This window comes from Sphingomonas canaveralia (assembly GCF_047238125.1).
Lineage (GTDB): Bacteria > Pseudomonadota > Alphaproteobacteria > Sphingomonadales > Sphingomonadaceae > JBDFMH01.
The window spans coordinates 559,171-579,455 of record NZ_JBDFMH010000001.1 but is presented as its reverse complement, the minus strand read 5'-3'; the positions used below and the strand labels follow the sequence as shown (position 1 = coordinate 579,455).

Below are 20,285 nucleotides of genomic sequence, written 5' to 3'. Positions count from 1 at the left end.
CCTTGGGCAAGTCCAACGAGGAGAACCCGGGCAGATTCTTCTTCTATCGGACTGATTCACCGGGATGTGATGCCAAGAATGGTGTGATGCCAGCGAAAGGCCCCACCTTGACAAAGTAATGCGATTTCCTTACATTCTGCGGGTGAAGGAGATTAGCCATGCCCGCGTTGCTCGAAGAAATCAGCACCATCACCGCCAAGGGTCAGACCACCATTCCGAAGTCGGTCCGCCAGGCACTCGGCGTCGATTACGGCGGCAAAATCGCCTTTCGCGTCGATGAGCATGGGGTGTCGGTGCATCGCGCCGATGCCGAGCATGACGATCCGGCGATCGATAGCTTTCTGACGTTTCTGGCCGAGGACATCAAACGCCGGCCCGAGGCGCTGACCGGGCTGTCACCCGCGCTCGCCAAGCGTATCGCGGCGCTGACCGAGGGCGTTAAGGTCGATCTCGATGCGCCGATCGACGGCGATGTCGATCTCTGATGATGGTCGTCAACGGGTGGCTGCTTATTGCCCACCCTTTGTTTCTCGATCAGTTCGAGAAGCTGGGGGCGGCCGTTGCGCGTCTGCGGGAGAAAGACCCGCGTGGCTGGCGCAAGTCGGCCAATGCGAAGCTGCTGGAAGCGCTGCGTCAGCTCGTATTCGAGACAATTCCCCAAGACCCCACGCGCCCGGACTATCGGCAGGGCGGCACGTTGGGCGACGACCGCAAGCACTGGTTCCGGGCGAAGTTCGGCGGCGGCCGGTTCCGGCTGTTCTTCCGCTACAGCACCAGCGCCAAGGTTATCGTGTTCGCCTGGGTGAACGACGAGAACACGCTGCGCACCTATGGGTCGAAGTCGGACGCCTATGCGGTGTTCCGCAAGATGCTCGACAAGGGCAATCCGCCCGACAATTGGGCGGCGTTGTTGGCGGCTGCGAGCGAGTCGGAAACACGGGAGCGCTTGGCGGCGGCCTCGCCAGAGCCGCCATGAGCCCCTATCTGCGCTACGCCCAGCCGAACCATTTGCACCCGGCGCAGCCGGGCATCAGCGTCGGCGCATGGCCCTGTCTCGCAAACGTCGTCGTCGCGTGCCGCGCGGCTGGTCGGACGGTCTCGACGACCTGCACGACTATATGCAGGCGCCAGCGAAGCGGGCGCCGTCCCGCGCACGCGGCATTAAAGAAAACGGGCCGATCATTGTCACGGACGATTGGCCCGAACGGGTTCCGATCGGCGACGCCGAGTTGCGCGTCATCGAAGGCCATTTGCGCAAGGAGCTGGACGACCTGTTCGGACCCTTGCCGTGAGATGAGGAGGTTCATGCCATGACAGACGCAGCCCTTCGCGTCGAGGACACCCCGCCGGTCATGGCGATGGCCCGCGCCGCGCTCTATCTGCGCGTCTCCACCGGCCGCCAGGCCGAGAGCGACCTGTCGATCCCCGACCAGCGCCGGCAGATCGAAGGCTATTGCCTGTCGCGCGGCTGGGAGGTCGCGGCCGAGTTCGTCGAGCCCGGCAATACCGCGACGGATGACCGACGCCCCGCTTTCCAGGCGATGATCGACGCGGCGATGCAGAAGCCGTCGCCGTTCAACGTAATCCTCGTCCACAGCTTCTCGCGCTTCTTCCGCGACCAGTTCCAGTTCGAGTTCTACGTCCGCAAGCTGGCGAAAAACGGCGTGCGGCTGATCTCGATCACGCAGGATTTAGGCGACGACCCGATGAGCGTGATGATGCGCCAGATCATGACCCTGTTCGACGAATATCAGTCGAAGGAGAATGGCAAGCATACGCTGCGGTCCATGAAAGAGAACGCGCGCCAGGGCTTCTGGAACGGAGCGCGTCCGCCGATCGGCTATCGGATCATCGAGGCCGGGCACCGCGGAGCGAAGGTCAAGAAGAAGCTGGAGATCGACCCGATCCAGGCCGAGACGGTGCGACGCATCTACCGGATGGCCCTGAACGGCGTCGATGACAATGGACCGATGGGCCTCAAGGCCATCGCGACCTGGCTCAACGACAACAATATCCGCACCCGCGACGGCGGTCGTTGGGGCCTTGGGGCCGTGCATCAGGTGCTCACCCGCACGACCTATATCGGACAGCACAAGTTCAACTACCGCGACTATCGCACCAAGGCGCCCAAGCCCGAGAGCGAGCACGCCATCATGGAAGTGCCCGCCATCGTCTCGGAAGCGGAGTTCGAGGCCGTGCAGCGGTCGCTTAAGGCTCGCAGCCCGAAGATGATGCCGCCGATGGCCGTGGGCGGCCCAACGCTGCTCACGGGCATCTGCTTCTGCGCGTGCTGTGGCGGGGCCATGACGCTGCGCACCGGCACCAGCAGCGTCGGCCGCGAATATCGCTATTACACCTGCTCCACGAAGGCGCGGCAGGGCGCGAAGGGTTGCCCCGGCATAACGGTTCCGATGGATCGGCTGAACGAAGCCGTGGTCGGGCATCTGGAATGGCGGCTGCTCGATCCGAAGCGGCTTGAGGAGATGATGGATCAGATCCTCGAACGCCGCGACGAATGGGTGGAGCAGCGACGGCTCCATGTTGCCGATCTGGAGCGCCGCGCGACCGAGGCCGAAGCGAAGCTCAAGCGGCTTTATGACGCGATCGAGAATGGCGTGATCGATGTGAGCGATCTGTCGCTCAAAGATCGAATCGCGGAGCTGACGGCCACGCGCGACCAGGCCAGGGGCGACGCCGAGCGGGCGGTGACGCATATCGAGAAGATCGGCCCGGCCATCACGCCCGAAAGCCTGCGGGCCTTTGCAATGGCGGCGCGCAGGAAGCTGCGCCAGGGCGACGGCTCATTCGCCCGCGATCATGTCCGGGCCGTCGCCCAGCGGGTCGAAGTGGTCAGCAAGACGGAGGTTCGCATTCGCGGCCTACGCAGCGAACTGCTTCGCACCCTCACCGCCGCCTCTGGCGTAGAGGCGGCGGTGCTAGGCGTTCGTGGTTTTGAACTGAAATGGCGCGCCCGGAACGATTCGAACGTCCGACCCTCAGATTCGTAGTCTGATGCTCTATCCAGCTGAGCTACGGGCGCGTTGGAGGGGGCCTGTTAGTCGGAAGACTCTCGGCTGGCAAGCCCGTTGCGTCGATATTCGGAAACCGTCAAAGCCCGGCGTCATGAAGCGCCTTTCCCACCTCGCTCCGCTCGCATTCGCAGTCGCCTTGGCAAGCTGTGCCGCCGATCCCCGCGCCTATCCATCACTGGCGCCGCGCCCGGTGGAAGCGCTGGCCGACGCACCGGAGCGCACCGAGGCCGGCCCACCCGCTGCCGCCGATCCCGCGCTGGAAGCCGAGGTCGCTATGCTCGCGAAAACGGTGTCGGACGCCGAATCGGCTTGGACAACAGCCGAGCGGGAAGCGGCTCCTGCGATCGCGCGAGCACAGGGCGTCGCCAGCGGATCCGATGCGTGGGTGGCGGGACAGCAAGCCTTGTCGGCGCTCGATGCCGCACGCGCACCCATGATCGCGGCACTCAGCCAGCTCGATGGCCTGCGGCTCGCACGGGCCCAGGCGGACACTTCGGTCGACACGAGCACGCTCGATGCGCTGTGGGCGCGCACGCAGGCCGCGAGCGAAGCCCAGGCGACGCGCTATGCCGAACTGTCGGCGATGCTCGCAGGCTGAACCGCCCGGTCACGAGCGCCGCCAAGCCAGGTTTCGCGGCGAATCTCGAAATAGACGGTCGGGTTCAGCTCGGGGCCGAACCGCGGCTCGATGAAATCGGGCAGCCGTGTCATGCCCAGCCGCAGCATCAGACCCCATGACGCGGTATTGCCGGGCAGCGTGAAGGCGATCACGCGACCGAACCCGAGCGCGCCGAAACCATGATCAAGCGACGCGATCGCGGCTTCACGTGCATAGCCCTGCCCCCAGGTATCTTCCCGTAGCCGCCACCCGATCTCGGGCATTGCGTCCGCATCGGGGCCGGCGCTGCTGGAGATCTTGATGCCGCAGAAGCCGAGCAGCGCGCCATCGACCTTTCGCTCCACCGCCCAAAAGCAATGGCCGCGCTCCGCCTGCAGCGCGACCATGCGCTCGACAGCGAGCGCGAAATAGCCGGGTGGCTGCACGCCGCCGAGATGCGCCATCACCGCCCGGGTATTGGTCAGCCGCTCGAACAGATCGGCATCGCCATCGCGCCAGGTGCGCAACCGCAGCCGCGCGGTCTCGATGATCGTCGTCATCCCCTTTTCTCAGCGTCGTCGGAGCAGCGGCAGGATACTGCCATAATCGTCGGTCCACGCCACGAAACCGGGGCGCTGGTCCAGGCTCTGCCAATCACCGACGCGGGTGCCGCCGCGAGTCGTCAGCTGGTCCATCGTCATCGCACTCTGCGAGAAGGCGACCCACACCGATCGCGTGGCCCCCGCCGCAGCTTCGGCCGCATCCGGCTCATGATCGCGCAGCGCCGCCCGCCAGCGCCCGGCACGCGCGGCGGCGGCCAGCACCGGTTCCAGATCGAGGAAACGGTTGGAGATATGGACCAGCAGCAGCCCATCGGGCGAAAGCGTCGCGCCATAAACGGCGAACGCCTCGGTCGTCAGCAGATGCATCGGCACCGCATCCGACGAGAAGGCGTCGATCACCAGCAGGTCGTGCGGCGCATGGCCCTGTTCGGCAAGTGTCAGCCGAGCATCGCCGATCCGGATGTCCGGGCGCGGCAGGCAATGCTGGAGATAGGTGAACTTGCCCGGATCGCTAGCGATGCGGACGACCGCGGGATCGATCTCGTAGAAGCGCCATTCCTGGCCCGGCCGGCTATAGCAGGCGAGCGTGCCCGCCCCCAGCCCGACCACGCCGATCCGAGCATGCGGGCCAAACAGTCGCGGCGCATCCGTCATCGCCATGCCCACGCCCGATCCCGGCGCGTAATAGCTGGCTGGCCGATATTCCTGGCCGGGCACGCGGCTTTGCACGCCGTGCAGCGTGGTGCCATGCACCAGTTCGCGCGTTCGCGGGCGATCGATGACCGTGTAGATCCCGAAATAGCTGCGGGTGCGCGCGTCGAGTTCGGTCGAGATGCGGATGCCGTCGGTACCCCCATTGGCTAGGGCCGCCGCCGCGACGCACAACGTGAACAGCATCCGCCGGCCGACCGAAAGCAGCGCCAGCACGCACAGCATCGCCACCGCCGCCTGGCGGGCCCAATCCGGGACCACGATCACCAGCCCCGTCGACACCAGCCAGAACAGCAGCACGGCAGCCACGATCGTGATCAGGCCGATACGCGCCGAGCGCGGATCGCGCCAGAACCGGTCGAGCAGCGGCACAACCGGCCGACAGCGCGCGATCGCCGCGGCAGCCACCAGCAGCAGAGGATGTTCATAAGCCCAGTCGAACAGCACCGGTGCCAGGATCGCGCAGAACACCCCGCCAAGCACCCCGCCGATCGCCATCGCCAGGTAGAATGCGGTCAGGTGCGCCGCATCCGGCCGTCGGCGATACAGTTCGTTGTGTAGCGTCACCGAGATAATCAGCAGCACTGCCAACCCCAGGGCAGCAGCCGCGAACGGGCTGTTGGTGGTCGATCTGAACGCCATCGCAGCCGCCACGATCACCGCGATCGGAAAGGCCCAGGCGATGATCCGCGCCGGCCGCTGCCGGTTCGAGAAGGCGATCGTGAAACTGAGCAGATAGAGCCCGAGCGGCGTGACCCACACCAGCGGCATCGCCACGATATCCGTCGTCAGGTGGGTCGTGGTCGACAGCATCAGGCCCGACGGCACCGCGGCCAGCGCGATCCAGCGCAGCCATTGGCGCACGGTCGGCGCGGGGGTGGCTTCGTGATGCGCCTCTGCCGGCGCCACCTGCGGCAGCGTGCGTGCGCACAGGATGACGAGCAGCAGCAGAACCGCGTAGAGGATCGCCCAGACCCGGCTCTGCGCAGCCAGCGCCAGCGTTGGCTCGAGCAGCAACGGATAGGCGATCAAGCCGGCGAAGCTGCCCAGGTTGGACGCGGCGTAGAGCGCATAGGGATTCGCCTGCGGCCAACCGAGCGCGAACCAGCGCTGCATCAGCGGCGCTTGTGCGGAAACCGCCAGGAAGAGCGGCCCGATCGTCGTCAGCAACAGCCATGGCACCCAGAGTTCGGGCCGGGCGGTGGCGGGCATCGTCATTGCCGGTAGCGCGATCGGCAGCCACAGCGCCGCTACCGCCAGTAGCGCGATGTGGACGCCGGCCTGCAGCCGAGGCGTGAGCCGGCCGACGACATGCGCATAGCCATACCCCGCCAGCAGCAGCGCCTGGTAGACCAGCATGGCGCTGTTCCACACCGCCGGCGCGCCACCGACCCGCGGCAACGCCATGCGCGCCACCAGCGGCTGCATCAGGAACAGCAGGAAGGACCCTGACAGGATGGTGGCGATGAACAGCGCGCGCGCGCGCCGATCGGTCTCCGCCGCAACCGGCGCCTCGCTCATCGATCAGCCCAGCAGGCGCGCGGCGTGGGCAGCGTGGTAGGTCAGCACGCCGGCGCAGCCGGCGCGCCGAAACGCGGTCAGCGTCTCCAGCACCAGCGCATCGCGATCGCCCGCGCCGGCTGCCGCCGCCGCCTCGATCATCGCATATTCGCCGGATACCTGGTAGGCGAACACCGGCACCTCGAACCGTTCCTTCACGCGCCGCACGATATCAAGATAGGGCAGCCCGGGCTTCACCATCACCGTATCGGCGCCCTCGGCCAGATCCATCGCCACCTCGCGCAGCGCTTCCTCGGCATTGGCCGGATCCATCTGGTAGCCGCGCTTGTCCCCCTTCAGCAGCCCGCGTGATCCGACAGCATCGCGGAACGGGCCATAGAAGGCGGACGCATATTTGGCGGCGTAGGCCATGATCTGCACGTTGCGATGGCCGCCGTCTTCCAGGGCGGACCGGATCGCCCCGATCCGGCCGTCCATCATGTCGGATGGCGCGACGATGTCCGCCCCGGCCGCAGCCTGCACCAGAGCCTGATCGACCAGCACCGCGCTCGTCTCGTCGTTCAGCACATAGCCCGCGGCATCGGTCAGCCCGTCATGGCCATGCGCGGTGTAGGGATCGAGCGCGACATCGGTGAGGATACCGACTTCGGGGGCGGCATCCTTGGCGGCGCGGATCGCGCGACACATCAAATTGTCGGGGTTCAGCGCCTCTCGGCCATCTTCGGTCCGCAATTCGGGCGGCGTGTTCGGGAACAGTGCCAGGCAAGGAATGCCCAAATCACGCGCCTCGCGCGCACGCGCCGCGATCCCGTCCACAGACCAGCGCGATACGCCGGGCAACGCGGCAATCGGTTCCTCTACGCCCTTGCCCGACGTCACGAACAACGGCCAGATCAGGTTGGCGGGTGTCACCATCGTCTCGGCTACCATCGCGCGGCTCCACGGAGCGATGCGGGTACGGCGCAGGCGAAGCGCGGGATATCGGGCGTGGCTCATCCCCGGCTTCTAGACCGGGCGGCCGCAGCAGGAAAGCGCACGCCGACGTGCACCCGTTTGCCGGGCGCAGCGTTATGCCCCCGTCATGAACCGCCCGCTCCCCCGCACCGCCGCGTTGATCGTCAACGCCAAATCCCGAAAGGGCCGCGCGACGTTCCGCGCCGCCTGCAAGAAGCTGAAGGCCGCGGGGGTGAAGGTCGATCCGGCGTTTGCGGTCCGCGATCCCAGCCGGATGACGGATACGGTACGGCAGGCGATCGCGGCCGGTGCCAAGATGATCATCGTCGGCGGCGGTGACGGGTCTTTATCCGGCACGGTCGACGATGTGGTGGGCAAGGATATCGTGTTCGCGCTGCTGCCGCTGGGCACCGCCAACAGCTTCGCGCGCACGCTCGGCATTCCGATCGATCTCGATAGCGCGGTCGACGTCATTGCGAACGGCCAGCGCCGCCGGATCGATCTCGGCATGATCGATGGCGACTATTACGCCAATTGCGCCGCGATCGGAATCTCGCCGCTGATTGCGGAAACCGTTCCGCATGGATTGAAGAAGTGGTTCGGGCGACCCGGCTATCTGTCGTGGGCCGCGTTGCAGCTGGCACGCTTCAAACCATTCAAGCTCACGGTTGGCGAAGGCCAGGACGCGGTCACGATCGACGCGCTCGAAGTGCGGATCTCGAACGGGCCCTATCATGGCGGTACGCTGCTGGTGGACGATGCCGCTGTGGATTCGGGCGAGATCGTGGTCCAAGCGGTACTCGGCCGTGGCCGGCACAACCTGGTCTGGAGTTGGATCGCGAGCACATTGCGGCTCGATTCTCGGCATGCGACGACGCGTGAGTTCCACGGCCGTGCGCTGCGCGTCGCGACCGATCCGCCATTGCCCATCTCGATCGATGGCGAAGTGCTGGCAAGGACGCCGGTGCTGGCGAAAGTGGCCGACGGTGTGATCGAGGTTGCGGCACCGCGGCCCGGTCAGTTTCCGGATCAGGCCGATAGCCGCTGATTCCGGCCGGCCGAGTCGAACCGATCCGCCAATTCTAAAAGGAAAGGGCCGCCGGCACATGGCCGACGACCCTTTCGGTCACTTGAGAATAAATCAGGCGGTCGCGAGCGTCTCGCGGCGCGTGCGGCGGCGCATCGTGCCACCGACCAGGCCAAAGCCACCGATCATCAGCGCCCAGGCGGCGGGCTCGGGAACGGCAGTCGCCGCCGAGATGCCATAGAGCACACGATCGGTGGTGCCGGCGAGCGACAGCGCGCCGGTCGCCAGGTTCACGGTGTAGAAGTTCGCACCGTCCTGCGCATAGCCAATGCCGGCACCGTCGATGTCGAAGCTATCACGCGCACCGAAGTTCACACCCAGCGCGCCGACCGTGGTCAGCGTGCCGGCGCTGTTCGCCTGGCGGGCCAGGATGTCGAGGTTGGCGTCGATCACGAACAGCGAGCTCGTCGCCGGATTGTTGGTCAGCGCCGACGGCGTGTAAGCAGCGGCGGTGATCACAGCGTTGCGGCCGAAGTTCGGATCGCTGGCGCCATAGGCCACCGCGACGGCGTTGGTCAGCGATCCGTCGTTCGGGTTGAAGACATAGTTGTTGTCGAGATTGCTGACGATCCGCAGGCGATCGATCGACGGGTTGAAGTCGAACGCGAAGTTGCTGCCTGTCAGCGCCAGCGTGCCGCTCGCCGCGGTCAGCTGTCCGGTGGCGCGGTTGACGGTATAGATAACGTTGTCATCGCCAAGACCGTAGAGCTGGCCGGTTAGCGGCCGGAAGTCCAACGCCAGCAAGTTCGTGGCATTGCCGCCCGAAAGCTGGACCTGGCTCAGCGTCGCGCCCGGCGCGCTGCTGTCGAACGAGATCAGGCGGTTCTGCTCGTCCACGCCATAGATCGTCGCTGCGGTGGCGGGACCGGCGAGCGCGAGAGCCGCAACGGCAGTCAAAAGCAACTTTCTCATGATTCACTTCCCCAGATGTCTCGTCGTTGACGCTATCCCTGCTCCCGCAGTTCGACAACGCCACATTCGTTCGCGCCTGCCGCATAAAGTCCCGTTTCGAGACATGCGCGACGCACGCCAGTCTGCAACTTTATGGTCAGTAAACTCGTGCCTTCGGCTTGATGTACTCGATCTCGTCGGTGAGCGTATATTCGTGGACCGGCCTGTAATCGATCCGCACCGTATCCGCCGCCGCCGGATCGAACCAGGCGATCGTGTGCTTCATCCATTCCGCGTCGTTCCGCTCGGGATAATCCTCCTGCATGTGCGCGCCGCGGCTTTCCTTGCGGTTCGCGGCCGAATGCATGGTCACCACCGCCTGCGGCAGCATGTTATCGAGCTCCAGCGTCTCGATAAGATCAGTGTTCCAGATCAGCGAGCGGTCTGTGATGCCGATGTCGCCGAGGCCCGCGGCGATCGCATCGATCTTCGTCTTGCCCTCGGCCAGCAGCGCATTGTCGCGGAAGACCGCCGCATGCGCCTGCATTGCGCGCTGCATCTCGTTGCGCAAGGTCGCGGTCGGCGTGCCGCCGCTGGCGTTGCGGAACCGGTCGAGCCGGCTCAGCGCCTTGTCGTCGGCCGAGCTGTCGACCGCACCATGCTTGCCGTTGGGCTTCAGAAGGTCAGCGATGCGGTGCCCGGTCGCGCGGCCGAACACCACCAGGTCGATCAGCGAGTTGGATCCGAGCCGGTTTGCGCCGTGGACCGACACGCACGCCGCCTCACCCACCGCGAACAGGCCGGGCACCACGCTGTCGGGCTCGCCGTCCTTCAGCGTCACCACTTCGCCGTGATAGTTCGTGGGCACGCCACCCATATTGTAATGGACGGTCGGCGTCACCGGCAGCGGCTGGCGCGTCAGATCGACGCCGGCGAAGATCTTGCCGGTCTCGGTGATGCCGGGCAGCCGCTCTGCCAGCACCTTCGGGTCGATATGATCGAGGTGCAGGTAAATATGATCCTTGTGCGCGCCGACCCCACGGCCCTCGCGGATCTCGGCCGCCATCGAGCGCGACACCACGTCGCGCGAGGCAAGGTCCTTGGCCGACGGCGCATAGCGCTCCATGAAGCGCTCGCCTTCGGAGTTGGTGAGATACCCCCCCTCGCCGCGCGCGCCTTCAGTGATCAGCACACCTGCGCCGTAGATGCCGGTGGGGTGGAACTGCACGAATTCCATATCCTGCATCGGCAGGCCGGCGCGCAGCACCATGCCACCGCCATCGCCGGTGCAGGTATGCGCCGACGTCGCCGAAAAATAGCAGCGGCCATAGCCGCCCGTCGCCAACACCGTGGCATGCGCGCGGAAGCGATGGATCGAGCCATCCTCCATGCACATCGCGATCACGCCCTTGCAGGCGCCATCCTGGCCCATGATCAGGTCGAGCGCGAAATATTCGATGAAGAAGTCCGCGTCATACTTCAGGCTTTGCTGGTACAGCGCATGCAGCATGGCGTGGCCGGTACGGTCGGCGGCAGCGCAGGTGCGCTGCGCGGGCGGGCCGGCGCCCATATTCTGCATCATGCCGCCGAACGGGCGCTGGTAGATCTTGCCCTCGGTCGTGCGGCTGAACGGCACGCCGGCATGCTCCAGCTCGTACACGGCGGCCGGCGCCTCGCGGCACAGATATTCGATCGCGTCCTGATCGCCCAGCCAGTCCGATCCCTTGACGGTATCGTACATGTGCCAGGTCCAGTGATCCGGACCCATATTGCCCAGCGACGCGGCGATCCCGCCCTGCGCTGCCACGGTATGGCTGCGGGTGGGGAACACCTTGGTTATGCAGGCGGTTTTCAGCCCCGCTTCCGAACAGCCCATCGTGGCGCGCAGGCCCGATCCGCCGGCCCCCACGATGACCGCGTCATAGACATGGTCGATGATCTTGTAGGCCTCGGCCATCAGCCCTGAACTCCCGCGAAGGCAATCTTCGCGATCGAGAAGATCGCGAGCGCGGCGCTGCCCACCGCATAGAAATTGAGTGCGATGACGGCGGCGAATTTCAGCCCCTCGTCATGCACATAATCCTCGATGAAGACCTGCAGCCCGATCTTCAGGTGCCAGAACACCGAGACCGTGAGGAGGATCAACGGCACTGCCGCCAGCGGGCTCGACAGCCAGGTGACGACCGCGTCGTGATCCAGGCTCGGCAGACGCACCAGCGACACCACGAACCATAGCACGAGCAGCAGGTTGCCGACCGCCGTCATTCGCTGCTGCAGCCAGTGCTTGGATCCGTGCCGCGCGGAGCCCAGCCCGCGGACGCGGCCGATGCCGGTTCCCGTACCCATCAGTGGAACACTCCGCCAAGGATGCCTGCCCACAGCAGGATCGTCGCGATGATCGAGAAAGCGAAGACGGCGACCGATCCCGTCTTGTTGGTCCGCAGCTCGTAACCTGCGCCGGTATCCAGCACGAAATGCCGCACGCCCGAAGCCATGTGCTGGAAGAACGCCCAGCTGAGCCCGATCAGCACCACGAGCCAGAACCAGGTCAGCCCGCCATGGGCGGCAGCATCGACCGGCGCGCCGGGCGCGGCGGCCGGCGCGTCATAAGTCACGCAATCGATGAACCTGGCATAGGCCTGCTTGCCCATCGCCGCGGCCACCAGCCACCAGGTGAACAGGACGCCGCCTGCGATCGCCAGCGCGGACCCGGTGGCCCGGTGGAAGATCGAGACCGCCATGTGCGGGCCCCATTTCCAGATCGTCAGATGCGGCGATAGCGGCCGTGCCTGATTGCGTGCCATGCTTACTCCCGGTCAGCGTCGCGCGATCCCATAGCCGATGCGCGCCATCGTGCAAACGCAACCGAACGTCGCAGCGCATACGGCTAACAGGCCCTTAACCAGTTGCGCCTATCCCGATCGGCGAAGGTCTTGAAGAAGGGCGCGCTGCGCGATGTATCATTCCCCGACGACCGAGATGAAGGACGGCCTGTTGGCCCGATCCGAGATCGCCATCCGCGTCGCTCACTATAATCCCGAAGGCGCGTTCGATCAGGCACGCGCCGCGCTATTCGCTCGCGCTGGAGACGTGATCCTCGCCGAATCACGCCGCTTCTGGCAGGCGCGGCTGCCAGAGGTCAGTGCAATCACCGGCGTCGCCGAACAGGCACTGGGCCGACTGATCGAGACTGTGATTGCCGCCACCCCAGGCCGTTGGCAGGCGCCGATCGATGCCGCTTGGATCATCGATCTCGCCCGCCATGGCCGTGCGATCGCGGCCGCCGGGCTGCCGATCCCGCGGCTGGTCGATTCGCTGGTCGGTCTGGCCGAAGCGATGATCATCGGGCTGGAGGCCGCCTTCGCGGATGATCCCGCGTTTCTGACCGAATCGCGCCGCACGATCCTGCGGCTGAGCATGATCGAACTCGACATCATCCTGGCCGAAGTCACCGCGATCGAGCGCGAGGCCGCCGCATCGGCGCGCGGCCGCGACAGCGCGGTCTTCCAGCAGCAGGTCGCCGGCACGCTGGAAGGCGTGCGCGACCGCGCCAGCGAACTGCGCGACCATACCCGCTCCACCTCCGGCGCCGCGCGCGGCATGCTGGGCAAGGCATCCGAAGTCGCGGCTGCGGCCGAACAGTCGGCGATCGCGATGCGCGAGGCTGCGCAGACCGCCGCCGGCCTGATCCGCGCGATCGAGGACGCTCGTTCGGAAGTCGAACTCGCCGCCCAAGTCGCGACTCGTGCTGCCGACCAGTCGGCGGTTGCGGTCGCGGTGTCGGAAGCGCTGTCGGACCATGCCCAGGCGATCAATTCGATCCTCGGCCTGATCCGCGACATCGCCGGCCAGACCAACCTGCTCGCGCTCAACGCCACCATCGAGGCGGCACGCGCCGGCGATGCCGGCCGCGGCTTCGCCGTCGTCGCGCAGGAAGTGAAGAGCCTCGCCAGCCAGACCGCGCGTGCCACCGACGACATCGCCGCCAAGATTGCCGCGATCCAGGCCGCCACCCGCCAGACCGTCGATGCCAACGGATCGATCCGCGACACCGTGGGCGATGTCCAGTCCTCCGCGCTGCGCATCCGCACCGCGATGGAGCATCAGGCCCAGACCGTCACCATGATAACCGCCGCGGTCGACGAGACCGCGCTGGCCGCCGATTCGATGTCGGGCACGATCGCAGCGATCAAGGCCGAGACCGAGCATGTCGCAGGCGAGATCGACTTGCTCGATGCGGGGTTCAGCGCGGTCGATACCGAACTTTCGTCACTGGAAGCGGCAGCCGGCGATTTCACGACGAGGATCGCGGCATGAAGGAAGCGCGTATGGGCATTCTCGGCACGATCGCGGCCGATCGCGGCGACACACGCGTTCGCCTGTCGGACCGGCTCGCTGAATTCGACGCCGATGGCCGGCTGACCGCCGTCGCCGAACTCGGCCCGCTGATCGCCGGCCATGAAGAAGCCATCGGAATCACCTTCTGGGAGCGCTACAGCGCCTGCGCGGCCTATCGCGCCAGCACGGAGCAGGTCTCGCGCGAACAGGCATTGGCGGAAACCAGCGCCTTCGTCCGCGCCAAATTCGGTGCGCCGTGCAGCCAGCATTGGGTGACGATCGCCCGGCGGCTCGCGATCGGCGCGCATCTGCGCAGGATCCCGCTGGTCGTGGTGCTGGGGGCATTGAGCGCCGCGCATCACGCCACCATCGCGCTGCTGGCTGCGCGCGCCCCCGATACCGCTACGATCGAGCGGCAGGCGGGGCTGGTGCTGCATCTCGCGCTCGTCGAGGCCGAAGTCATCACCGCGCTGCTGGCCGAACTGGCGGATGCCGATACCGCCGAACATCGTGCGGCCGAAGCCGCGCTGTTCCGCGACGGGATCGCCGCCAATGTCGAGACGAGCTCGGAAGAGGGCCGCGCCCTGCGTCTGCTGGCCGCCGGTACCTCCGGCGCCGCGCGCGGCATGCTGGGTAAGGCATCCGAAGTGGCGGCTGCGGCCGAACAATCGGCGATCGCGATGCGCGAGGCCGCGCAGACCGCCGCCGGCCTGATCCGCGCGATCGAGGACGCTCGTTCGGAAGTCGAACTCGCCGCCCAGGTCGCGACTCGTGCTGCCGACCAGTCGGCGGTTGCGGTCGCAGTGTCGGAAGCGCTGTCGGACCATGCCCAGGCGATCAATTCGATCCTCGGCCTGATCCGCGATATCGCCGGCCAGACCAACCTGCTCGCGCTCAACGCCACCATCGAGGCGGCACGCGCCGGCGATGCCGGCCGCGGCTTCGCCGTCGTCGCGCAGGAAGTGAAGAGCCTCGCCAGCCAGACCGCGCGTGCCACCGACGACATTGCCGCCAAGATTGCCGCGATCCAGGCCGCCACCCGCCAGACCGTCGATGCCAACGGATCGATCCGCGACACCGTGGGCGATGTCCAGTCCTCCGCGCTGCGCATCCGCACCGCGATGGAGCATCAGGCCCAGACCGTCACCATGATCACCGCCGCCATCGACGAGACTGCGCTGGCTGCGGACAGTTCCGCCGGCACGATCGCGATGATCCGCAGCGATACCGATCATGTCGTCGAACAGATCGGTGCGCTTGAGGCCGGGCTGCAACGGGTCGAGGCGCAGCTGGGCGATCTCGCGCTGTCGGCTGCCGACTTCGTGGCGCGCATCACTGTCTGACGCGCGGTTGCGGCGCGCCCGTGCGCGCCGTATCGCGCGCAGCATGAGCATCCATATTCTTGCCACCGGCACCAGCCGCGGCATAGGCCAGGCAATTGCTGACATGTTGAGCGACGTCGCGGACGTCCGCCTCGTCGGCCACGCCACTGCCCCCGCGCCCGATCGGATCGCCGCCGACCTTTCCGATCCCGCCGCCCCATCGCGGCTATGGGACGAGGCACTCGGTCGGCTCGACGGGCGGATCGACGTGCTGATCAACAATGCCGGCATCTTCGATGCCGTGCCGACCGAAACGCCCGAGGCGGAATGGCTCGCCGCCTGGCAGCGCACGATGGCGATCAACCTCGATGCCGCCGCCCTGCTCTGCCGCCGCGCCGTGCTTCACTGGCGCGAGCGGGGCGCCGCCGGCCGCATCGTCAATATCGCCAGCCGCGCCGCGCACCGTGGCGACAGCCCCGCACACTGGCATTATGCCGCATCAAAGGCCGGCATGGTAGCGATGACCAAGACCATCGCCCGCGCCCATGCGAAGGACGATATCCTGGCGTTTGCGGTCTGCCCTGGCTTTACGATGACCGGCATGGCCGATGAGTATCTGGCCAGCCGCGGCGGTGATAAGCTGCTGGCCGATATCCCGCTCGGCCGGGTGGCAATGCCGGACGAGGTCGCGACTGCGGTCCGCTTCCTGGCGCTTGAGGCCCCGCCATCGATGACCGGCGGCGTGATCGACATCAATGGCGCCAGCTATGTCCGCTGAATGGGTGCCCCAGGCCGGCAACGACGGCAGCTGGAAGCTCAGCCTGCCGTGCACCAAGATCGAAGCCGAGGCGATCGCGCTGGCCGAGGATCCCCTCCCCGGCCTCGATCCCGCGCCGACGCTGATGACCAGCGAGCCGGACGAATCGAAGCCGGACGATTGGCGGCTCGACGCTTATTTCGAGACCAAGCCGGATGCCGCCGCGATCGACGCGGTCGTTGCGCTGGTGCCGAGCGCGACGGGACGCGAACCCGCGATTGAGCATATCGCCGAGGCCGACTGGGTGACCCTGAGCCAGGCGGGGCTGGAGCCGATCCGTGCCGGCCGCTTCCATGTCCGCACGCCCAGCCATCCGGATCGCGCGCCCGCTGGCACGACGGGATTCGTGATCGAGGCCGGTCGCGCCTTCGGCACCGGCCATCACGAGACCACGACCGGTTGCCTGATGATGCTTGATCGCCTGCGCGGATCGGGCCGCCGCTTCAACGATATTGCTGACGTTGGTACCGGAACCGGCCTGCTGGCCTTCGCCGCGCTCAGCCTGTGGCCTGCGGCACGCGCGATTGCGTCGGACATCGATCCGATCGCGATCGAAGTCTCGGCCGAGAATGCGTATGTCAACGGCATCCGGGTCGGCCGCGGCCCCGGCCGGATCGAACTGGCGACCGCCCCAGGGCTCGACCATGACCGGCTGAAGGCGCGCGCTCCCTATGATCTGCTGATCGCCAACATCCTGGCCGGCCCGCTGATCGATCTCGCGCCCGCGCTGTCGGCGGCGCTGCTGCCCGGCGGGTCGCTGATCCTGGCGGGGCTGCTGGATACGCAAGCCGATCGCGTGGCGACTGCCTATCGCCGGCAGGGGCTGCGGCTGGCCGACACCATCCAGCTCGGCGACTGGCCGACGCTGCGCCTCGTCAAGCGCGCCAATGGACGGCGCGGCACGGTCGTCGCCGCCAGCGGCCTGGGCGACTGGCGCAGCGACGGACGCTGAGACGATCCGGTGGCGCGCAAGCTGAAGGTCTTCCGCACCGCCACCGGATTTCACGACGCCTATGTCGCCGCACCCAGCCGCAAGGCGGCCCTCGCGGCGTGGGGTACGACCAAGGATCTGTTCGCGCGCGGCGTGGCCGAGGAAGTGACCGATGCGGCACTGGCTGCGGAGCCGCTAACCCGTCCCGGTGAAGTCATTACGCGGTCGCGCGGCACCACCGCCGAGCAGCTCGCCGCGCTGCCGATAGCCAAGCGCCGCCAGCCGGCCGCAGCCGCCGATCCCGCACCGAAACGGAAGCCAGAGCCGAGGCCAAAGCCAAAGCCCAGCCGAGCGAAACTCGACACTGCCGAGGCGCAGCTCTCCGAGGCCCGCGCCACAATAGACCGAGAACGGGCAGAGCTTGCCAAGCGCGAAGCCGAACTCGCCCGCGAGCGGGCCGCGATCGAGCGGCGGCACGAGGCTGCGATCGAAAAGCTTGAAGCCGCCCGCGCGCGCGCCGAAACCGCGTACGCCAAAGCCATCGAGCGGTGGCAGGACTGAACCGATCGGGAGGAACGAGCATGTCGAGGATCGCCCTGCTAGCCGCGCTGCTGCTGGTTCAGTCCCCCGCCCGGTCACAGCCGTCCGATCCCCCGCCGGTCGGCCCGAACAGCCGCGCCGAAGCGGTCAACATCATCGCGGAACTTCGCAGGATCGTCAGCCCGGAAGGATTGCAGGCGATCGAGACCGTGCAGATCGGCGGCATCAGCCAGGTCGTGTCGATCCGGAGCCAGGATCTGCGCAATCCGGTGCTGCTCTATCTCCATGGCGGTCCCGGCTTCGTCGAGATGCCGCTAGACTGGTGGTGGAACCGCGGCATCGACGAATATTTCACGGTTATCCAATGGGATCAGCGCAATGCTGGTAAGACCTATTCCACCAGCGGCGCTGTCGATCCCGCAACGCTGACACCCGAACGCTTCCAGCGCGACGCGGAGGAGATCGTGCAGTGGGCGCGCAAGCGGTTCGGCAAGCGCAAGATCTTCGTGCTCGGGCATAGCTGGGGCAGCATGCTCGGGCTGAAGCTGGCCTACGCCCACCCGGATTGGCTGCATGCCTATATCGGCATGGGCCAGATCAGCGATGGGCTGGAAAGCGAGCGGCGCGGCTATGCCTGGACGCTGGCAAAGGCGAAGGCCGCCGGGAATGCCGAGGCGATCCGCGAACTCGAATCGATCGCCCCATATGCCCAGGCTGGCACACCGCTGACGGTGGCCGCGATCCTGACCCAGCGCAAATGGCTCAACCAATATGGCGGCGCGGCATGGCGACGCACCGGCGGCGAGTTCGAGGCGGCGGCGATCAGGCTGGCCCCGGAATATAGCGATCAGGACGTACGACTGGCGTTCAAGGGGCAGCCGGCGGTGACGCAGGCGCTGCTGCCGAGCGTGCTCGCGACCGACCTGTCGACCATCCGCACATTGAGGACTCCGTTGATCCTGCTGCTCGGCCGCCACGATATCAATGTGTCGAGCGACGTGGCCGCGGAATGGTTCGCGACCGTCGAGGCGCCGGCCAAGCAGCTCGTCTGGTTCGAACGCTCGGGCCACCACATCACCAGCGAGGAGCCCGGCAAGCTGCTGCGCACGCTGGTCGACGTCGCGCGACCGATCGCCGCCCGCGCCGGCGACGTGGCGCCGTGATCCGCTAGCGGCCGCGTGGGCTGCGCGGGCCCCGCGCCGGCGGTGGACCCTGACGGCGCGGCCCGCTCCGTGGCGCGCGTGACGGCGGCGGCGGGCCGTCGCCGCGCACCTGCTCGATCCGCAGTCCGCTGTCGGGATCGGCGGCGTCGCTCCGCTTGAGGGCCGCCACGAAGCGGCTGGCGACTGCCCGTGGCACCTGGAACATCGTCTCCTCCGCCGCGATCCGGATCGCGCCGACCTCACCCTTGGTCAGGTGACCGCGCCGGCACAGCAGCGGCAGCAGCCAGCGCGGATCGGCATTGTGGCGCCGGCCGACATTCATCACGAACCAGATACTGTCCTCGAACCCTGGCCGCGGGCCGTCCACCCGCTGCGCGCCGGGCGCCGGGGCATCCAGCATCTCTTCGGCAGCGGGCAGCTTGGCACGATGCTCGCGCACCAGCATCGCCGCGATCTCCTCGGCGGGCCGTTCGCTCAGCAGACGCGCGCCCAGCGCACGATCCTCTTCATCCAGCTCGACCGGCTCGGCCAGCCGCGCGATCAGCCGCGCCTGATCGGCCTCGCGCACCGCTGCCGCGCTCGGCACCGGCACCCATTCCACGGCCACCCGCGCATCGCGCAGCATCGCTTCGGTCCGCCGCCGCCGCTGATAGGGCACGATCAACACCGCCGTACCCTTCTTGCCCGCGCGCCCCGTGCGGCCGGACCGGTGCTGCAAAGCTTCCGCATCGCGCGGCAGCTCGACATGCACGACCAGGCTCAGCGATGGCAGGTCGATGCCGCGCGCCGCAACGTCGGTCGCCACGCAGACCCGCGCGCGCCGATCGCGCAGCGCCTGCAGCGCATGATTGCGCTCGTTCTGGCTATGCTCGCCCGACAGCGCGACCGCGTTGAACCCGCGTTCGATCAGCCGTGAATGCAGATGTCGCACCGCTTCGCGCGTAGCGCAGAACAGGATCGCCGTATCCGGCTCGTGGAAGCGCAGCAGGTTGACCGCGGCATTCTCGATATCCGACGGTGCCACCACCACCGCCTGATAGGCGATGTCGCCATGGCCGCGTTCCGACCCGACGGTCGAGATGGTCAGTGCATCGCGCTGGTAGCGCCGCGCCAGCGCCACGATCGGGCGCGGCATCGTGGCGGAGAACAGCAAGGTCCGGCGCGTATCCGGCGTGGCGTCGAGAATTTCTTCCAGGTCCTCGCGGAACCCCATGTCGAGCATCTCGTCGGCCTCGTCGAGCACTGCGATCGCCAGGCTGGACAGGTCCAGCGCACCACGCTCGAGATGGTCGCGCAACCGGCCGGGCGTCGCCACCACGATATGGGCGCCGCCGGCCAGCGCACGCCGCTCGCGCGCCGGATCCATCCCACCGACGCAAGGCACGATGCGCGCGCCGGTGCGCTGGAACAGCCATTGCAGCTCCCGTCCCACCTGCAGCGCCAGCTCACGGGTCGGCGCGATGATCAGCGCCAGCGGATGGCCCGGCGGCGGCAATCTACCCTCGTCGTCCAGCAGCTGGCGAGCGATCACCAGCCCGAACGCCACCGTCTTGCCCGATCCGGTCTGTGCGGACACGATCAGGTCGCGGTCGCGCGCAGCGTCCTCGAGCACGGCGGCCTGGACATCGGTCGTTGCGGCATAGCCACGTTCGGCAAGGGCGTCCGTGATCGGCGCGGGCAGGCTGGAAAAAGGCATGCTGTTCCCATGGCAGCTAATCGCGCGCAGGCAAGTCCGGCGTTAACATGGCAGACGCCAACGGCCGATCCAAAGCAGTCCGCTGCATTGCAAAAAAGACAATCGTGCATGTTTTTCTGTT

19 protein-coding genes and 1 tRNA gene are annotated in these 20,285 nt (G+C 67.1%); 11 read left to right on the top strand and 9 right to left on the bottom strand.

From position 1 onward, the window contains the following. Nucleotides 1-158 precede the first annotated feature (158 nt). From ABC347_RS02830 to ABC347_RS02820, 3 genes are all read left to right on the top strand, one after another. The gene (locus tag ABC347_RS02830; protein ID WP_066961256.1) at nucleotides 159-485 is read left to right on the top strand and encodes a type II toxin-antitoxin system PrlF family antitoxin; all 327 of its coding nucleotides are present in this window, start codon (nucleotides 159-161) and stop codon (nucleotides 483-485) included. Further along, entirely contained in the window at nucleotides 485-976 is a 492-nt protein-coding gene (locus ABC347_RS02825) for a type II toxin-antitoxin system YhaV family toxin (RefSeq protein WP_066961253.1), read from the top strand. Before ABC347_RS02830 ends, ABC347_RS02825 begins: the two co-directional genes overlap by 1 nt. 334 nt (nucleotides 977-1,310) lie before the next feature. After that, nucleotides 1,311-3,008: a recombinase family protein gene (locus ABC347_RS02820; RefSeq protein ID WP_083215788.1), complete on the top strand. Its 1,698-nt coding sequence runs from the start codon at nucleotides 1,311-1,313 to the stop codon at nucleotides 3,006-3,008. Here ABC347_RS02820 and ABC347_RS02815 read toward each other — a convergent pair. Next, a tRNA-Arg gene (locus ABC347_RS02815) sits at nucleotides 2,964-3,040 on the bottom strand. The two genes, ABC347_RS02820 and ABC347_RS02815, sit on opposite strands and share 45 nt — an antisense overlap. 83 nt (nucleotides 3,041-3,123) lie before the next feature. On the opposite strand from ABC347_RS02815, the gene ABC347_RS02810 reads away from it, so the two are divergent. Further along, on the top strand, nucleotides 3,124-3,630 hold the full coding sequence (locus ABC347_RS02810) for a hypothetical protein (protein WP_413244270.1): 507 nt from the start codon (nucleotides 3,124-3,126) through the stop codon (nucleotides 3,628-3,630). Here ABC347_RS02810 and ABC347_RS02805 read toward each other — a convergent pair. From ABC347_RS02805 to hemB, 3 genes are read right to left on the bottom strand one after another with little or no spacing between them, the layout of a single operon-like run. Further along, nucleotides 3,597-4,190 carry a GNAT family N-acetyltransferase gene (locus ABC347_RS02805; RefSeq protein WP_413244269.1) on the bottom strand — a complete coding sequence of 198 codons (594 nt, stop codon included), beginning with the start codon at nucleotides 4,188-4,190 and terminating at the stop codon, nucleotides 3,597-3,599. The two genes, ABC347_RS02810 and ABC347_RS02805, sit on opposite strands and share 34 nt — an antisense overlap. Nucleotides 4,191-4,199: 9 nt before the next feature. Beyond that, nucleotides 4,200-6,425 (bottom strand): spermidine synthase, encoded by a 2,226-nt coding sequence (locus ABC347_RS02800; protein WP_413244268.1) that lies wholly within the window; start codon nucleotides 6,423-6,425, stop codon nucleotides 4,200-4,202. 3 nt (nucleotides 6,426-6,428) lie between these two features. After that, nucleotides 6,429-7,421 carry a porphobilinogen synthase gene (hemB, locus tag ABC347_RS02795; protein WP_413244267.1) on the bottom strand — a complete coding sequence of 331 codons (993 nt, stop codon included), beginning with the start codon at nucleotides 7,419-7,421 and terminating at the stop codon, nucleotides 6,429-6,431. Between the two features lie 85 nt (nucleotides 7,422-7,506). On the opposite strand from hemB, the gene ABC347_RS02790 reads away from it, so the two are divergent. Further along, complete coding sequence (locus tag ABC347_RS02790) at nucleotides 7,507-8,427, top strand: diacylglycerol/lipid kinase family protein (RefSeq protein WP_413244266.1); 921 nt, start codon at nucleotides 7,507-7,509, stop codon at nucleotides 8,425-8,427. A gap of 93 nt (nucleotides 8,428-8,520) precedes the next feature. On the opposite strand, the gene ABC347_RS02785 is transcribed toward ABC347_RS02790, so the two are convergent. From ABC347_RS02785 to ABC347_RS02770, 4 genes are all read right to left on the bottom strand, one after another. Continuing rightward, the gene (locus ABC347_RS02785; RefSeq protein WP_413244265.1) at nucleotides 8,521-9,378 is read right to left on the bottom strand and encodes a DUF4394 domain-containing protein; all 858 of its coding nucleotides are present in this window, start codon (nucleotides 9,376-9,378) and stop codon (nucleotides 8,521-8,523) included. A 136-nt stretch (nucleotides 9,379-9,514) separates the two neighbouring features. Continuing rightward, nucleotides 9,515-11,314, bottom strand: a complete 1,800-nt coding sequence (gene sdhA / locus ABC347_RS02780) for a succinate dehydrogenase flavoprotein subunit (RefSeq protein WP_413244264.1) — start codon at nucleotides 11,312-11,314, stop codon at nucleotides 9,515-9,517. Continuing rightward, the gene (sdhD, locus tag ABC347_RS02775; protein WP_413244263.1) at nucleotides 11,314-11,703 is read right to left on the bottom strand and encodes a succinate dehydrogenase, hydrophobic membrane anchor protein; all 390 of its coding nucleotides are present in this window, start codon (nucleotides 11,701-11,703) and stop codon (nucleotides 11,314-11,316) included. Before sdhD ends, sdhA begins: the two co-directional genes overlap by 1 nt. Further along, entirely contained in the window at nucleotides 11,703-12,161 is a 459-nt protein-coding gene (locus tag ABC347_RS02770; RefSeq protein WP_413244262.1) for a succinate dehydrogenase, cytochrome b556 subunit, read from the bottom strand. The genes sdhD and ABC347_RS02770 overlap by 1 nt, the downstream gene beginning before the upstream one ends. A gap of 151 nt (nucleotides 12,162-12,312) precedes the next feature. Between ABC347_RS02770 and ABC347_RS02765 the strand changes: the two genes are divergently transcribed. Genes ABC347_RS02765 through ABC347_RS02740 form a run of 6 tightly spaced genes read left to right on the top strand, consistent with a single transcriptional unit; the run spans nucleotide 12,313 to nucleotide 18,468 of the window. Continuing rightward, complete coding sequence (locus ABC347_RS02765; protein ID WP_413244261.1) at nucleotides 12,313-13,674, top strand: methyl-accepting chemotaxis protein; 1,362 nt, start codon at nucleotides 12,313-12,315, stop codon at nucleotides 13,672-13,674. Next, on the top strand, nucleotides 13,671-15,038 hold the full coding sequence (locus ABC347_RS02760; RefSeq protein ID WP_413244260.1) for a methyl-accepting chemotaxis protein: 1,368 nt from the start codon (nucleotides 13,671-13,673) through the stop codon (nucleotides 15,036-15,038). The genes ABC347_RS02765 and ABC347_RS02760 overlap by 4 nt, the downstream gene beginning before the upstream one ends. A 43-nt stretch (nucleotides 15,039-15,081) precedes the next feature. Next, nucleotides 15,082-15,795, top strand: a complete 714-nt coding sequence (locus ABC347_RS02755; protein WP_413244259.1) for an SDR family NAD(P)-dependent oxidoreductase — start codon at nucleotides 15,082-15,084, stop codon at nucleotides 15,793-15,795. Then, nucleotides 15,785-16,786: a 50S ribosomal protein L11 methyltransferase gene (locus ABC347_RS02750; RefSeq protein WP_413244258.1), complete on the top strand. Its 1,002-nt coding sequence runs from the start codon at nucleotides 15,785-15,787 to the stop codon at nucleotides 16,784-16,786. Before ABC347_RS02755 ends, ABC347_RS02750 begins: the two co-directional genes overlap by 11 nt. Before the next feature lie 9 nt (nucleotides 16,787-16,795). Continuing rightward, entirely contained in the window at nucleotides 16,796-17,326 is a 531-nt protein-coding gene (locus ABC347_RS02745; protein WP_413244257.1) for a hypothetical protein, read from the top strand. Between the two features lie 20 nt (nucleotides 17,327-17,346). Further along, nucleotides 17,347-18,468: an alpha/beta fold hydrolase gene (locus tag ABC347_RS02740; protein WP_413244256.1), complete on the top strand. Its 1,122-nt coding sequence runs from the start codon at nucleotides 17,347-17,349 to the stop codon at nucleotides 18,466-18,468. Nucleotides 18,469-18,472: 4 nt separating this feature from the next. Here ABC347_RS02740 and ABC347_RS02735 read toward each other — a convergent pair whose 3' ends face one another. Continuing rightward, nucleotides 18,473-20,164, bottom strand: coding sequence for a DEAD/DEAH box helicase (locus tag ABC347_RS02735; RefSeq protein ID WP_413244255.1), 1,692 nt, complete (start codon nucleotides 20,162-20,164; stop codon nucleotides 18,473-18,475). Between the last annotated feature and the right edge of the window lie 121 nt (nucleotides 20,165-20,285).

Excerpts from the sequence above, each read along its gene's own strand:
- ABC347_RS02830 (WP_066961256.1), top strand. The coding sequence starts at position 159 with ATGCCCGCGTTGCTCGAAGAAATCAGCACCATCACCGCCAAGGGTCAG.
- ABC347_RS02825 (WP_066961253.1), top strand. The coding sequence starts at position 485 with ATGATGGTCGTCAACGGGTGGCTGCTTATTGCCCACCCTTTGTTTCTC.
- ABC347_RS02820 (WP_083215788.1), top strand. The coding sequence starts at position 1,311 with ATGACAGACGCAGCCCTTCGCGTCGAGGACACCCCGCCGGTCATGGCG.
- ABC347_RS02810 (WP_413244270.1), top strand. The coding sequence starts at position 3,124 with ATGAAGCGCCTTTCCCACCTCGCTCCGCTCGCATTCGCAGTCGCCTTG.
- ABC347_RS02805 (WP_413244269.1), bottom strand. The coding sequence starts at position 4,190 with ATGACGACGATCATCGAGACCGCGCGGCTGCGGTTGCGCACCTGGCGC.
- ABC347_RS02800 (WP_413244268.1), bottom strand. The coding sequence starts at position 6,425 with ATGAGCGAGGCGCCGGTTGCGGCGGAGACCGATCGGCGCGCGCGCGCG.
- hemB (WP_413244267.1), bottom strand. The coding sequence starts at position 7,421 with ATGAGCCACGCCCGATATCCCGCGCTTCGCCTGCGCCGTACCCGCATC.
- ABC347_RS02790 (WP_413244266.1), top strand. The coding sequence starts at position 7,507 with ATGAACCGCCCGCTCCCCCGCACCGCCGCGTTGATCGTCAACGCCAAA.
- ABC347_RS02785 (WP_413244265.1), bottom strand. The coding sequence starts at position 9,378 with ATGAGAAAGTTGCTTTTGACTGCCGTTGCGGCTCTCGCGCTCGCCGGT.
- sdhA (WP_413244264.1), bottom strand. The coding sequence starts at position 11,314 with ATGGCCGAGGCCTACAAGATCATCGACCATGTCTATGACGCGGTCATC.
- sdhD (WP_413244263.1), bottom strand. The coding sequence starts at position 11,703 with ATGGGTACGGGAACCGGCATCGGCCGCGTCCGCGGGCTGGGCTCCGCG.
- ABC347_RS02770 (WP_413244262.1), bottom strand. The coding sequence starts at position 12,161 with ATGGCACGCAATCAGGCACGGCCGCTATCGCCGCATCTGACGATCTGG.
- ABC347_RS02765 (WP_413244261.1), top strand. The coding sequence starts at position 12,313 with ATGTATCATTCCCCGACGACCGAGATGAAGGACGGCCTGTTGGCCCGA.
- ABC347_RS02760 (WP_413244260.1), top strand. The coding sequence starts at position 13,671 with ATGAAGGAAGCGCGTATGGGCATTCTCGGCACGATCGCGGCCGATCGC.
- ABC347_RS02755 (WP_413244259.1), top strand. The coding sequence starts at position 15,082 with ATGAGCATCCATATTCTTGCCACCGGCACCAGCCGCGGCATAGGCCAG.
- ABC347_RS02750 (WP_413244258.1), top strand. The coding sequence starts at position 15,785 with ATGTCCGCTGAATGGGTGCCCCAGGCCGGCAACGACGGCAGCTGGAAG.
- ABC347_RS02740 (WP_413244256.1), top strand. The coding sequence starts at position 17,347 with ATGTCGAGGATCGCCCTGCTAGCCGCGCTGCTGCTGGTTCAGTCCCCC.
- ABC347_RS02735 (WP_413244255.1), bottom strand. The coding sequence starts at position 20,164 with ATGCCTTTTTCCAGCCTGCCCGCGCCGATCACGGACGCCCTTGCCGAA.